Source organism: Streptomyces chiangmaiensis, assembly GCF_036281785.1.
Taxonomy (GTDB): domain Bacteria; phylum Actinomycetota; class Actinomycetes; order Streptomycetales; family Streptomycetaceae; genus Streptomyces; species Streptomyces chiangmaiensis.
Genome location: NZ_JAYWVC010000078.1, coordinates 1 through 13,531, shown reverse-complemented (window position 1 = coordinate 13,531; position 13,531 = coordinate 1). Strand labels below are relative to the sequence as shown.

Here is a 13,531-nt window from a genome sequence, read left to right as displayed (position 1 = left end):
CGGGTGTGCGCGGCGCCGAGTACGATCCGCCCAACACGCGCACGAGCTGGGAGGACGGACGTTGGGGCGGCTGACCGGCGGGGACCCCTCTCTGCTGAGAAGGATCAACTCGGCGGTGGTGCTGCATGCGCTGCGCGCCACGGACTGTGCGACGCTCACCGAGATCACCCGGGTGACGGGGCTGTCGCGGCCGACCGTGGAGGGCGTCGTCGAGGGGCTGATCGAGGCCGGGCTCGTGGTGGAACAGGCGGCTGAAGAGGGCGCGGCCCGGCGACAGGGACGGCCCGCGCGGAGGTTCCGGTTCCGGGCGGAAGCGGGCCATCTGCTGGGCCTGGACGTGGGCGCACACCGCGTGACCGCGGTCCTCGCCGGTCTTGACGGCCGAGAGCTCGGCACCCTGTCCAAGGACGTGTCCGAGGCGGCGCCGGCGGACGAGCGCCTGGAGCGCCTGCGAAGCACGGTGGCCGAGCTGCTTCGCCGGGCGGGCGTGGCGCGCGACTCGCTGCGTGCGGTCGGCGTGGGCAGTCCCGGAATCGTGGAGGCGGACGGGACCGTGCGGCTGGGCACGGCGCTGCCCGAGTGGACCGGTCTGAAGCTGGGCGATCGGCTCAGCCGCTCCTTCAAGTGCCCGGTGCTGGTCGAGAACGACGCCAACGCGGCGACGGTCGCGGAGCATTGGAAGGGCGCGGCCACCGAGTCCGACGACGTCGTGTTCGTGCTGGCCGGGCTGAGTCCGGGCGCCGGTGCGCTCATCGGCGGACGGCTGCACCGCGGCTTCGGCGGTGCGGCCGGGGAGATCGGGGCGCTGCACCTGCTGGGCCGCGAGGCGAGTCCGGAGACGCTGCTGTCGACCACGGACCAGCCGCTGCATCCGCTGGACGAGCAACAGGTCGCGGACGTGTTCGCGCTCGCCAGGGAGGGCGATCAGCGGGCCCGCGCGGCTGTGGACCGCTTCATCCAGCGGCTCGTGCACGACGTGGCGGCGCTCGTCCTGGCACTCGACCCCGAACTGGTCGTCATCGGCGGCTGGGCGGCGGGCCTGGACGGCGTTCTCGCTCCGCTGCGGCACGAGCTGGCCCGCTACTGTCTGCGCCCCCCGAAGGTGACCCTGTCCCAACTGGGCGAGGCCGCGGTGGCGACCGGCGCACTGCGGCTGGCGCTGGACCACGTGGAGGAGCAGTTGTTCGCGGTGGAGGGCACGGTGACGGCACGGCGCTGAGCCGCGCCCCGTGACGACCGGCCGCACAGGACGGCGCGCCCCGGACGGATGTGTCCGGGGCGCGGCGGGTGTGGCTCTCGGGAGGGCCGGTGGACCGTGGAACGGCCACGGTCGCCCGGCGACGTGGTCAGGAGGCGTGGCGCTCCGGGTCGTGGTGAATCTCCACTCCGCCGGTGGCGCCGAAGGTGAGGCGGCACGTGTCGGCGCGGTAGGTGGCGACGGAGACGGCGGCGGTGCGTGCGTCCGCGTAGAAGCGGGTGGTGACGACGAGGACGGGCGCGCCGGGCAGCCGGTCGAGCTCCTTGGCGTCCTCGGCGCTGACCGAGCCCAGCTCGACGGCCTGGTCCTGGCCCTCGAGCTCGAGGTGCTGCAGCTCGCGGATCACCGCACGCGCGCGGGCGGTCCCCGAGGGCGCGTCGATGGCGGAGAGGTCGGGCACCGAGGAGGCGGGGATGTAGAGGAGCTCGGCCGCGACGGGCTGCCCGTGCGTAACCCGGGAGCGGCGCACCGTGTGCACCTTCTCGTCCCGCTCGGTCTCGAGGAGGTCCGCCACGGCGGCGGGCGGGAGCGCGACCGTACAGTCGGTGGACTGCCAGGCGTCGTCGGCCGCGCTCGGCCAGATGTGCTCCTCCGAACCCACGGCCACGCCCATGCGAGGCGGTGCGACGGTGGTGCCCACGCCGCGGCGGCGCTGCAGCCGGCCTTCGAGTTCGAGCTGTTCGAGCGCCTGGCGGAGCGTGGCACGGGCGACGCCGAAGCGGGCCGCGAGGTCCCGCTCGTTGGGCAGGATCTCGCCCACGGAGAACTCCGAGTCGAGTGCTTCGGTGAGTACGGTCTTGAGGTGCCAGTACTTGGGCTCCGGCACCGATTCCAGCTGCGTGGTCCCCACCCTGTCCTCCGCAATCGCCGTGGCGCGGCGGCGTTTAAGCGCCCTTGTTTATTAAAGGTTGTTGCACTTCTCTGCGACCATAGGGCGGCCCCCACCCTTGGTCAAGACCAATCCTCGATCCCTTACGCACCGCATAGGTCTCGCACCGCAGAGCGTTCACTCGCCGTTCGCGGTGGACGCCGCCGGTGCCGGGCGGCGAAGCCCCGGTTCGGGAAACGTTCATGAACCAGAGCTCTCCGCGGATGCGCGCCCGGCGGCTATCCGACGGGCAGGGACACCAGCTTCTCCGGATTACGGATGATGTAGATGCACTGGATGCGCCCGTCCACGACGTCCACCTGGAAGAAGGTGTCCGGCTTGCCGCCCGACAGGACGAGCAGGGCCGTTCCGCCGTTGAGCTCCAGGAAGCGGAACGAGGCGTCCTGGACTCCCTTGCCGGCCACGCCCACGATGAACCTGCCGACCTTGTCGGCGCTCTCCAGGACCCGCAGCGGGGCCTTGGTGCGACCACCGCTGTCCCCGACCAGGCGGACGTCCGGGGCCAGCAATCGCATCAGTCCGTCGAGGTCGCCCTCGACCGACGCGGCAAGGAACCGCTCGGTCAGATCGCGGCGTTCGGCCGGGTCGACCTCATAGCGCGGCCGTCGTTCGTCGACGTGTCGGCGGGCCCGCCCGGCGAGTTGGCGCACCGCGGCCTCGCTGCGATCCAGCGTGGTGGCGATGTCCGCGAACGGGTACCCGAATGCCTCTCTGAGCACGAACACCGCGCGTTCCAGCGGCGACAGGGACTCCAGGACGACGAGGACGGCGAGCGAGACGGAGTCGGCGAGCACGGCCCGGTCCGCCGTGTCCGGCACGGTGCCGTCGAAGTCGGTGGCGCAGGGCTCGGGCAGCCAGGGGCCCACGTACGCCTCTTTGCGCGACTGCGCCTGACGCAACCGGTCGAGGGCCAGCCGGGTGGTGATGCGCACGAGGTAGCCGCGCGGCGCGCGCACGGCGTCGCGGTCGGCGCCGGACCAGCGCAGCCACGCCTCCTGAACCACATCCTCGGCATCGGCGACCCGGCCGAGCATGCGGTAGGCGACACCCATCAGCACGGGACGATGCTCTTCGAAGACCTCGGTCGCGGTGTCAGTGGTCACCGTTCCATCCCATCCGACACAGTCCGCCCTGTCCAGGCGATGTCGCTGTCGGACACGACACGATCAACAGGTCGCCGCGCGGGTGAGGTTCATCACTTTCGGGGGCTACCCGCCGGTAGCAGTTGCTGACAAGCTGTCTACGACAGCGTTCGTCGGCGTGTCCCAGACGAGGAGCAGCAGTATGCCCGCCACGGTCTCCTTCAGCGTCCCCTCTGCGCACGGCCCACGGACTGTGACCGTCTCCTACGCACGTGTGGGCGCCGGCGAACCGCTCCTTCTGCTGCACGGAATCGGCCATCACCGTCAGGCCTGGGACCCGGTCGTGGACATCCTCGCGACCGAGCGCGACGTGATCGCCGTCGACCTCCCCGGCTTCGGCGCGTCCCCGGCCCTGCCTGACGGACTCGCCTACGACCTGTCGACCGTGGTGCCCGCGCTCGGTTCGCTGTGCGCGGCGCTGGACATCGGCCGCCCGCATGTCGCGGGCAACTCCCTCGGGGGTCTGCTGGCCCTGGAACTGGGCCGCGAGAAGCTCGTACGGTCCGTCACCGCCTTCTCACCGGCCGGGTTCTGGACCACGGCTGAGCGGCGGTACGCGTTCGCGGTGCTGCTCGCGATGCGGCACACGGCGCAGCGGATTCCGCTGCCGGTCGTGGAGCGGCTGTCGCGCACGGCGGCCGGCCGGACGGTGCTCACGAGCTCCATCTACGCCCGCCCCGGACGCCGTTCGCCCGAGGCCGTCGTCGCCGAAACGCTGGCGCTGGCCCGCGCCGAAGGGTTCGCCGCGACCCTGCGGGCGGGCGCCACTGTCCGGTTCACGGGGGACCTGCCCGGACTGCCGGTCACCGTGGCGTGGGGCACCAAGGACCGGCTTCTGGTGCGCCGTCAGGGCGTCCGCGCCAAGCAGATCGTCCCCAAGGCCCGGCTCGTGCGACTGCCCGGCTGCGGGCACGTCCCGATGAACGACGACCCGGCGCTGGTCGCGCGCGTCATCCTGGACGGCAGCCGCTGAGCTCTTCCATCGCAAGGCCTGTGGGGCAGCCGATCCGGCGCGCGCTCGAGGTCCGACGCGCCCGCATCCAGGGTCACTCGTTCACTCACGAGCTCGCTCACGGAGGTCCGCGCGGCCTCGTGGCGGACGCCCCGCGTGGCGCGCGCTGCCGCCGTCCGGCGTATCCGGAACTCCTCGTGCGCTCTTTCGACCCCGTGTCGCAGGGGGCAGTTGTTCATGTGCGGTTTCCATGTCCGCTGCGGCACACGAGTAGTTGTGGCAGTGCCAGTCGGCCGGAACCGTCCCTGGAGGCGCTTCATGTCACACCGTCCCTTACCAGGCCGCCGCAGCGTGCTGCGCGGCTCCCTGGCCGCCTCGGCGGCCCTCGCCCTGCCCACCACGCTCGGCGCGGCACCGGCGTTCGCCCTGTCGGGACGCCCGAAGGCGGGCTGGGGTGTCCAGGCCGGTGATGTGACCACCCACTCCGGTCTCATCTGGGTGCGCTCCGACCGTCCGGCCGGATGATCGTCGAGACCGCCGCCACGGAGTCGTTCCGCAATGCGCGCCGATGGCACGGTCCTCTGCTGGGCGTCGACACCGACTTCACGGGCAGCACGCGGCTGCACGGGCTTCCGGCGGGTGAACAGATCCACTACCGCGTACTGCTGGCGGACCCGGACGACCCTCGGCGCACCGGCGAACCCGTGCGAGGCACCTTCCGCACGACGCCGCTCGTGCGGCGCCGCGGGGTGCGCTTCCTGTGGTCGGGCGACCTGGCGGGCCAAGGCTGGGGCATCAACAGCGACTTCGGCGGTTACACGATCTACAACGCCATGGCGAAGCTCGACCCGGACTTCTTCCTCTGCAGCGGCGACAACATCTACGCCGACGGCCCGCTCTCCACCACGCAGGCCCTGCCCGACGGCGGTACCTGGCGGAACATCACCACCGAGGAGAAGTCCAAGGTGGCCGAGACCCTGGCGGAGTACCGCGGCAACTTCTGCTACAACCTGCTGGACGAGAACCTCAAGCGGTTCAACGCCCAGGTGCCGTCGATCATCCAGTGGGACGACCACGAGGTCCGCAACAACTGGTACCCGGGCGAGGTCATCAGCTCCTCGGACCCGCGCTACACCGAGAAGAGCATCGACGTGCTCGCCGCCCGGGCCCGGCGCGCGTTCAGCGAGTACTTCCCTCTCTCCGCCCTCCAGCCCGGCGACCGGAAACGGCCGGGTGTACCGGGTCATGCCATACGGCCCTCTGCTGGACGTCTTCGTCCTGGACATGCGCGCCTACCGCAGTGCCAACTCGCCCGACAACCAGACCGTCGACCCGCAGGGCATCCTCGGGGCCGAGCAGCTGGAGTGGCTCAAGCGGGAGTTGTCCCGGTCCCGCGCGGTGTGGAAGGTGATCGCCGCGGACATGCCGATCGGGCTGGTCGTGCCGGACACCACGGAGGGTCGGCCGAACATCGAGGCGGTGGCACAGGGTGACGCGGGCGCGCCCCTCGGCCGCGAGCTGCAGATCGCCGAGCTGCTGCGCTTCGTCAAGCACCGGCGGATCACCGGCACGCTGTGGTTGACCGCGGACGTCCACCACACCTCGGCGCAGCACTACCAGCCCTCGCGCGCCGCGTTCACCGACTTCGAGCCGTTCTGGGAGTTCGTCTCGGGACCGCTCAACGCCGGCGCGTTCCCGGCGAGCGCGCTGGACGACACGTTCGGCCCGGAGCGGGTGTTCGTGAAGGCCCCGACGGCCTCGAACGTCTCCCCCGCGGGCGGCTACCAGATCTTCGGCGAGGTCGACATCGACGGGGACAGCGGGGAACTGACCGTCAGGCCGCGCGAGCAGGACGGGACCGTGCTGTTCACGCAGATATTGCAGCCGGGCCGCGTGGGACAGTAACTCCCGCTCCTTGAGGATGACTTGAGGGCGGGCAGCGGAGACGTCCGAACGCCGGGCCGAGGCGCCCCGGTTCCCCGTTCGGCCGACGGCTCGCGTACCCTCGGCCACCGTGCCGCGCACCGGAGTCATCCCCCGGTGCGCGGCTTCCGGCCGGGCACTTGGCCGCGAATGTCCGCGCGCCACACCATGGTCAAAAGTGCAACAAAAAAGGACAAAAGCATACTTTACCCATCAGACACACAACGTTCGTGATCACGCAACACCCTTCCTTCACAGTGGTTCCATGACTCCAGACATGTCTGATGTGAAGCGGGCCAAGCACGGTCGTCCAGTGCACCGCTGGCGCCGGGATCTGATCGAGCTCGCCGCCCTGTTCACGGCGGTAGCGGTGGCCGACGCCGTGGCCAACCTCGTCGGGCACGCGCCCGACGGACCCGCACTCCTGGGGCTGTCCGCGGTGGCGCTCGTCGCGACGGCCGGATTCCACACATGGTGGGCACGCCGCCACGGTCACGCACCGCCCGTGAGCGATACCGGAGCCCGGCCCCCCGCGGAGAAGCGGCAGGCCGGGCCGTCCGGAACCGGCACGACCGGCGGGGCGACCGCGCTGTGGCGGATGCGGACGACGGTGCGCGACGAACTGGGCTCGCTGGCCGCGCTGGCCACGGCGCTGGCGGCCCTCCGGATCGACATCCTCAGCCTGCAGACGCACCCGCTGGCGCAGGGCACGGTCGACGAGTTCCTGCTGCGGGCCCCGGCGGAGCTGGAAGCGGCCGGGATCACGCGGACCGTCGCGTCGGCCGGCGGCACCGAGAGCTGGATCGAGCGGGCCGACGCGCACGACCTGGTGGACGCTCCGACCCGGATGCTGGGCCTGGCCACGCGCACCGCACTGGACGCGGCCGAACTACCGCTCGCACTACGGCAGTTGCTCGGCCGGTGCACCATCCGCTCCCTGCCCTCCGTCACCCCGTCCTCCGGCCGGCCGGAGGAGGACGTCCCCGACGAGGGTGCCCTTGAGGACACAGCGATGCGCCTACGGGCGCCTGAGGGAGGGGTGATCACGGTGGAGCGGCCGTATCTGGCGTTCACGCCGACGGAATTCGCGCGGGCACGGGCCCTGGTGGAACTGGACACCCGGCTCGGTCCCCGCATCCCTCGCAGCCAGGACGTGCTCACGCTGCCCGAGGGCAACGCCATCACCGTGCGGCGGGCCGATACCTCGGACCTCCCGGCGGCGAAGGAGATGCACGCACGATGCTCGGCCCGCACGCTCGGCATGCGCTACCACGGGCCGGCAGGGGACACGGATCGCTACCTCAAGCACCTGCTCAGCCCCCGCTTCGGCCGCACCCTCGCGGTGCAGACGACTTCGGGCCGCATCGTGGGCCTCGGACACCTGCTGTGGGACGGTGACGAGACGGAGGTGGCGCTGCTCGTGGAGGACGCGTGGCAGCAGCGCGGTATCGGCACCGAACTCCTCGGACGCCTGGTGACGATGGCGGTCGAGGCGGGGTGCGAGAACGTCTACGCGGTCACCCGCGCGTCCAACACCGGCATGGTCGCCGCGATGCGCGGCCTCAAACTGCCCCTCGACTACCAGATCGAGGAGGGCACCCTCGTCATCACCGCCCGCCTGGACGCGACGCCCGTGGCCTCGCGTCTGCCGTACGGGCAGGCCGGCGAGTCGCGCGGGGCGCGGGGCACACGCGACTGACCCACCGTGCGCTCCCGCGCACACTCCCCGGAAAGCGGCCCGGCGAACTCCGCCGGGCCGTTCGCCGTAGGGGGGCGGGCGACCGGACCGACGCGGTCGCCGAGCCCACGCCACACCCGGACTACCGGCCCGCGACCTCCTGCCGCAGCCGGTGGCCCGGACCCCGCTCCGCCTCCAGCGCACCGTCCAGATCGGCCCAGAGGTCCTCGACGTCCTCCAGGCCGACCGACAGCCGCAGCAGCTTGTCGCTCACCCCGGCGTCCCGGCGGTCCGTCGCGTCGACGATGCGATGGCTGATGGACGCCGGGTGCTGGATGAGGGTGTCGACGCTGCCGAGGCTGACCGCGGGCGTGATCAGGCGGACACCGCCGATCACCGCATGAGGATCGCCGTGCACCTCGAAGGCGATCATCGCGCCGCCGATGCGCGGGTAGTGGACGTGAGCCACCCGCGGGTCCCCGGCGAGCCGGCGGGCGAGTTCCTCCGCGGACGCCGACGCGGCCCTGACCCGTACCGGCAGCGTCGACAGACCGCGCAGCAACAGGTAGCCGGCGAGCGGGTGGAGCACCGCGCCCGTCGCGAAGCGCATCTGGCGAAGCCGGCGCGCCATCTCCTCGTCGCAGGCCACCACCCCGCCCATCACATCGCCGTGCCCGCCGAGGTACTTCGTGGCACTGTGCAGCACCAGTCGCGCCCCCAGCCCGGCGGGTCGTTGCAGCACGGGTGTCGCGAAGGTGTTGTCCGCCAGCAGCGGAACCGAGCCGCAGGCGTGGGCGACCGCGCGCAGATCGACTTCCGCGAGCGTCGGATTGGCCGGGGACTCGACCATGACAAGACCGGTGTCGGGGCGCAGGGCCTCCGCGATGCCCGCCGGGTCGGTCCAGGTCACCTCGTTGCCCAGCAGCCCTGCGGTCAGCAGATGGTCACTGCAGCCGTACAGCGGTCGTACGGCGACGACATGACGCAGGCCCAGCGTGTTCCTGGCGAGCAGGACGGCGCTGAGCGCGGCCATGCCGCTCGCGAAGGCGACCGCGCTCTCGGTGCGCTCGAGTCGCGCGATCGCGGTCTCGAAGCGGGCGACGGTGGGGTTGCCGAGCCGCCCGTAGACGGGCGGTCCGTCCGGTTCCGCGCCGTCGGCCGCGAAGGCGTCGATGCGGGCGGCCTCGTCACGGCTGTCGTACGAGGGGTACGTCGTGGAGAAGTCGAGGGGCGGGGCGTGCAGCCCCAACTCGGCGAGGTCCTCGCGTCCGGCGTGCACGGCCTCGGTGGTGAGTGACCGGCGGGCGGGGAGATCCACCGGGCATCCGTCCTGCGCGTCGTACGCGCCATGAGTACGGGATTCCATGGGTGGCAGACTGAACACCGGCCGGGGTCACGACGCCGAAGGCCGTGTTACGTTCGCCGCATGGCTGAATCCGTCGTACTGGACCCGGTGGATCTGCGTCTTCTGCGGCTGTTGCAGAACGACGCCCGGATGACGTACCGCGACCTCGCGGCTCAGGTCGGGGTCGCGCCCTCGACCTGCCTCGACCGGGTGACGAGGCTGCGCCGCTCGGGCGTCATTCTCGGTCATCAGCTGCGGCTCGACCCGGCGAAGCTGGGGCGCGGACTGGAAGCGCTGCTGTCGGTGCAGGTCAGACCGCATCGGCGGGAGCTGGTGGGCCCCTTCGTGGACCGGATCCGGGCGCTGCCCGAGTCCCGCACCGTCTTCCACCTCACCGGTCCGGACGACTACCTCGTGCATGTCGCAGTCGCGGACATGGCGGATCTTCAGCGACTGGTCCTGGACGAGTTCACGGCCCGGCGGGAAGTGGCCCGGGTGGAGACCCGGCTGATCTTCCAGCAGTGGGACTGCGGCCCCCTGCTGCCACCGGGGCACGGCTTGCCGAAACCCGCTGAACAGGCCTAAGCCCAGCGCGGAATCCCCGTGACGCGAACCGCATGGTCGTATCAGGATGGTCCGCATGTCAGACACCACCAGGAGCCCTCTGCCCCGGCAGGTCGCCGACGCCTACGTCGACGCCCTCGTCGCCCTCGACCCCGTCACCGGTACCTATCTGGGTGTGAAGGAGAGTTCGAGCAAGCTGCCCGACACATCGCCCGCGGGCCAGGAGGCACTCGCCGAGCTGGCGCGGGCGACCCTCGCACGGCTCGACGAGGCCGAGCGCCGCCCGGGCGCGGACAGTGACATCGAGCGACGGTGCGCCCGCCTGCTGCGCGAGCGGCTCACCGCGGAACTCGCCGTGCACGAGGCCGACGAGGGTCTCAGGACGGTGAGCAATCTGCACAGCCCGGTGCACTCCGCGCGCGACGTCTTCACGATCACTCCCACCGAGACGGAGGAGGACTGGGCGGCGATCGCCGAGCGGCTGCGCGCCGTTCCCGCCGCGGTGGGCGGCTACCGCGAGTCCCTCACCCTCGGCCTCGAGCGCAAGCTGTATGCGGGACCGCGCCCGACCGCGACCTTCATCGAGCAGCTCACCGAGTGGTCGGACACGGACGGGCAGGGCCGCGGCTGGTTCGAGGAGTTCGCGTCCCAGGGCCCCGAGGCGCTGCGGTCGGAGCTCGACGAGGCGGCCCGTGGGGCGACCGCGGCCATCGTGGAGCTGCGGGACTGGGTGCGCGACGTGTACGCGCCGACGATCGAGGGCGCGCCGAACACGGTCGGCCGCGAGCGCTACGCCCGTTGGGCACGCTACTTCAACGGCACGGACCTGGACCTCGACGAGGCGTATGCGTACGGCTGGTCCGAGTACCACCGGATCCTGGGCGAGATGAAGCAGGAGGCTGAGAAGGTCCTGCCCGGGGCCGCGACGCCGTGGGTCGCGCTGGCGCACCTAGACGAGCACGGCACCCACATCGACGGCGTCGACGAGGTCCGCGCCTGGCTCCAGGGGCTGATGGACGAGGCGATCGAGGCGCTCGACGGCACGCACTTCGAACTCGCCGACCGCGTGCGGAGGGTGGAGTCCTGCATCGCGCCGCCCGGCGGCGCCGCGGCGCCGTACTACACGGCTCCGTCCGCCGACTTCTCCCGCCCCGGGCGGACCTGGCTGCCGACGATGGGCCAGACCCGGTTCCCGGCGTACGATCTGGTCTCGACGTGGTACCACGAGGGTGTCCCCGGCCATCATCTGCAGCTCGCCCAGTGGGTGCACGTGGCGCACAACCTCTCCCGTTACCAGGCGACGGTGGGCGGTGTCAGCGCCAACGTGGAGGGCTGGGCCCTTTACGCGGAGCGCCTCATGGACGAGCTCGGCTTCCTCACGGACCCGGAGCAGCGGCTCGGCTATCTGGACGCCCAGATGATGCGGGCGGTCCGCGTCATCATCGACATCGGCATGCATCTGGAGCTGGAGATCCCGGCCGACTCGCCGTTCCACCCCGGCGAGCGCTGGACGGCCGAGCTGGCGCAGGAGTTCTTCGGCGCCCACAGCAGCCGTCCCGCGGACTTCGTGGAGAGCGAGCTGGTCCGCTACCTCTCGATGCCCGGCCAGGCGATCGGCTACAAGCTGGGCGAACGAGCCTGGTTGCTGGGCCGGGAGAACGCCAGGAAGCGCCACGGCGACGCGTTCGACGCGAAGGCCTGGCACATGGCGGCGCTCTCGCAAGGCTCGCTCGGCCTGGACGACCTGGTGGACGAACTGTCGCAGCTCTGAGCCGGACGAGCGGCCGGGCCCGGGGTATCGCCTCCGGGTCCGGCCGTCACCGGCGGAAGCCGCCCTCGGAGTCGATGACCTGCCCGGTGATCCAGGCCGCCTCGTCCGTGGCGAGCCAGGCGATCAGGCGGGCGGGGTCGTCCGGCATGCCCCAACGTCCGGCCGGGAAGCGCGCGGCGACGGCCTCGTAGGCATCGCCGGTCAGGTAGTCCGTGTCCACAGGGCCGGGGTTGACCGTGTTGACGGTGACGGCCTGCTCCGCGAGCGCGGTCGCCAGCGAGCGTGTGATCGAAGCGAGGGCACCCTTCTGCAGGGCGTAGGCGATCTCCCCGGGCATGCCGCCCGCGATGTCCTGCCCGGAGGTCATCATCACCACCCGCCCGCCCGGTCCGCCCGGGGGCATCGCCGCGCGCAGCCGGGCGTACGCCTGGACCAGGAGCAGCACCGAGCGGGTGTCCACCGCCCAGTGGGCGTCCAGCATGGCGGTGTCGATGGTGTCGAGCGTGCCGTCGCTGCCGCTGAGCGCGTGATTGACGACGAGGATGTCGAGCCGTCCGCTCAGTGCCTCGGCGGCCCTCGCGATCAGCTCGGCGGGAGCGGCCGGGTCGGACAGGTCGGCCGGCCCGTCGGCGACCGGCGCGTCGGGGTCGCCGAGCACCGCGCGCACACCGGCTCGGACCTCCTCGGGACGGTCGGCGCCCCAGGGCATGTCCGCGTCGTGCGGTACGTGGTGGTGCAGATAGACGCCGGCGCCGTAGGCGGCCAGTCGCCGGGCCACCGCGTATCCGATGCCCCCGCGTCGGCTGGCTCCGGTGACGAGGGCGGTCCTGCCGCGCAGCGGCAGGGGGTCACGGCGGAGGCCCTCGGCCGTCGGGGGCGCGAGCCGGGGCACGTCAACCGCCCGTCCGGCGGACCTGGACGAGCCCCATCCAGACCTCGGGACCCGGCTCCACGTACGCCGCCCGCACCGCGTACCGCCCCGGTTCGAGCGCCACGCGCACATGGTCGGTGCGCGCGGACTCGTGTCCCGGCCAGGCCGCGTCGAACAGCACCACGTCGCCCGGCACGTCCCACTGCACCTCCGGCTCCCACTCCGCGGCACTCAGCGCCTCGGGGACCCGGTCGAGCAGCGCAGCCTCGGAATCCGCGGCAGACCAGCGTACGAATGTGCCGTACTCCGGCAGGAAGGCTGTGGAGGCGGGCTCGTCCCCGAGGACCAGGGCGCGGGTGTCCCCGACCGGTACCAGGCCGATGTACCCCTCGACCTCACAGGCCCGGTCGTAGTCGGAGGACGTCTCGTCGCCGTCGGCGCCCGCCCAGAACGGCAACACCACCTCCGGTATCGCGATGAGCGGCCCGCCGCCCGACTCCACCCATTCGACCGCACCTTGATCCGCATGACTGACCATGCTCAGAAGCTACACGCACGCGGCGCCGCGGAGGCAGGGCTTCCGCCGGGTGGACCGCCTCGGCCGCAGGGCGTCAACGGCCGCAGTCCGCCACCTCGGCGGGCGCCGACGGGGCTTGGCGTCGAACGAGCGCCGCTCGCGACACATTTGCGCGGTAAGCACTCTGCGAGGGAGAGCGCCGGCAGCGCCCTACGACGAACGGCACCACCTGCACTGGGACATGACGTCACATCATCCGCAGGTCCTTCCGGTATGACATGCGCATATCGCACCGTTGGTGCACATCAAAAACAGGCCTGCACGATGCAACCGTTCGCCGACCTGCGGAGTCTCGACTCCCGTGACCGAAGATCCGGTTGCCGGGCCCTGCGCTGCGCGGACCACAATCGCCGTCGCAGCGGGAGAGTCCACACCGTGTCTCAGGTGTTCGGCGGCCGTCGGACACCTCACCGTTCGCCGTCCGCGTCACCGGTCTCCCGGACGGTACAGAGGTACGTACATGCGTATGAGAGCCGGCTGGGCCCGGCTTGCCGCCGAGGATGCGGCGGGCAACGCGGTGAGCCAGACCGTCATCTGTTCGTTCCGAGTGACGCCCCAGAG

Annotated in this window: 10 protein-coding genes and 1 pseudogene; 6 read left to right on the top strand and 5 right to left on the bottom strand. The window is 71.7% G+C overall.

Annotation, left to right across the window (positions count from 1 at the left end; genetic code table 11):
• Positions 1–61: 61 nt before the first annotated feature.
• Positions 62–1,219: an ROK family transcriptional regulator gene (locus VXC91_RS22135; protein WP_329509048.1), complete on the top strand. Its 1,158-nt coding sequence runs from the start codon at positions 62–64 to the stop codon at positions 1,217–1,219.
• 127 nt (positions 1,220–1,346) lie between these two features.
• Here VXC91_RS22135 and VXC91_RS22130 read toward each other — a convergent pair whose 3' ends face one another.
• On the bottom strand, positions 1,347–2,108 hold the full coding sequence (locus tag VXC91_RS22130) for a GntR family transcriptional regulator (RefSeq protein WP_329509047.1): 762 nt from the start codon (positions 2,106–2,108) through the stop codon (positions 1,347–1,349).
• A 257-nt stretch (positions 2,109–2,365) separates the two neighbouring features.
• On the bottom strand, positions 2,366–3,250 hold the full coding sequence (locus VXC91_RS22125; protein ID WP_329509046.1) for an RNA polymerase sigma-70 factor: 885 nt from the start codon (positions 3,248–3,250) through the stop codon (positions 2,366–2,368).
• A 181-nt stretch (positions 3,251–3,431) separates the two neighbouring features.
• Between VXC91_RS22125 and VXC91_RS22120 the strand changes: the two genes are divergently transcribed.
• From VXC91_RS22120 to VXC91_RS22110, 3 genes and pseudogenes are all read left to right on the top strand, one after another.
• Positions 3,432–4,262, top strand: a complete 831-nt coding sequence (locus VXC91_RS22120) for an alpha/beta fold hydrolase (protein ID WP_329509045.1) — start codon at positions 3,432–3,434, stop codon at positions 4,260–4,262.
• Between the two features lie 297 nt (positions 4,263–4,559).
• Positions 4,560–6,146, top strand: a pseudogene (locus tag VXC91_RS22115) (alkaline phosphatase D family protein).
• Positions 6,147–6,441: 295 nt separating this feature from the next.
• Positions 6,442–7,863: a GNAT family N-acetyltransferase gene (locus VXC91_RS22110; RefSeq protein ID WP_329509044.1), complete on the top strand. Its 1,422-nt coding sequence runs from the start codon at positions 6,442–6,444 to the stop codon at positions 7,861–7,863.
• A 121-nt stretch (positions 7,864–7,984) separates the two neighbouring features.
• Here the strand turns inward: VXC91_RS22110 and VXC91_RS22105 are convergent, their stop codons facing one another.
• Entirely contained in the window at positions 7,985–9,208 is a 1,224-nt protein-coding gene (locus tag VXC91_RS22105; protein WP_329509043.1) for a trans-sulfuration enzyme family protein, read from the bottom strand.
• 60 nt (positions 9,209–9,268) lie between these two features.
• On the opposite strand from VXC91_RS22105, the gene VXC91_RS22100 reads away from it, so the two are divergent.
• Positions 9,269–9,772 (top strand): Lrp/AsnC family transcriptional regulator, encoded by a 504-nt coding sequence (locus VXC91_RS22100; RefSeq protein ID WP_329509042.1) that lies wholly within the window; start codon positions 9,269–9,271, stop codon positions 9,770–9,772.
• 55 nt (positions 9,773–9,827) lie between these two features.
• Positions 9,828–11,522 carry a DUF885 domain-containing protein gene (locus tag VXC91_RS22095; RefSeq protein WP_329509041.1) on the top strand — a complete coding sequence of 565 codons (1,695 nt, stop codon included), beginning with the start codon at positions 9,828–9,830 and terminating at the stop codon, positions 11,520–11,522.
• A gap of 46 nt (positions 11,523–11,568) precedes the next feature.
• Here VXC91_RS22095 and VXC91_RS22090 read toward each other — a convergent pair whose 3' ends face one another.
• Together VXC91_RS22090 and VXC91_RS22085 are read right to left on the bottom strand one after the other, a co-directional pair.
• Entirely contained in the window at positions 11,569–12,414 is an 846-nt protein-coding gene (locus VXC91_RS22090; RefSeq protein ID WP_329509040.1) for an SDR family oxidoreductase, read from the bottom strand.
• A 1-nt stretch (position 12,415) separates the two neighbouring features.
• Positions 12,416–12,931, bottom strand: a complete 516-nt coding sequence (locus tag VXC91_RS22085) for an immunity 21 family protein (RefSeq protein WP_329509039.1) — start codon at positions 12,929–12,931, stop codon at positions 12,416–12,418.
• Positions 12,932–13,531 lie beyond the last annotated feature (600 nt).

Coding starts and splice junctions, on each gene's coding strand:
- VXC91_RS22110 (WP_329509044.1), top strand. CDS start 6,442: ATGTCTGATGTGAAGCGGGCCAAGCACGGTCGTCCAGTGCACCGCTGG.
- VXC91_RS22120 (WP_329509045.1), top strand. CDS start 3,432: ATGCCCGCCACGGTCTCCTTCAGCGTCCCCTCTGCGCACGGCCCACGG.
- VXC91_RS22095 (WP_329509041.1), top strand. CDS start 9,828: ATGTCAGACACCACCAGGAGCCCTCTGCCCCGGCAGGTCGCCGACGCC.
- VXC91_RS22105 (WP_329509043.1), bottom strand. CDS start 9,208: ATGGAATCCCGTACTCATGGCGCGTACGACGCGCAGGACGGATGCCCG.
- VXC91_RS22100 (WP_329509042.1), top strand. CDS start 9,269: ATGGCTGAATCCGTCGTACTGGACCCGGTGGATCTGCGTCTTCTGCGG.
- VXC91_RS22085 (WP_329509039.1), bottom strand. CDS start 12,931: ATGGTCAGTCATGCGGATCAAGGTGCGGTCGAATGGGTGGAGTCGGGC.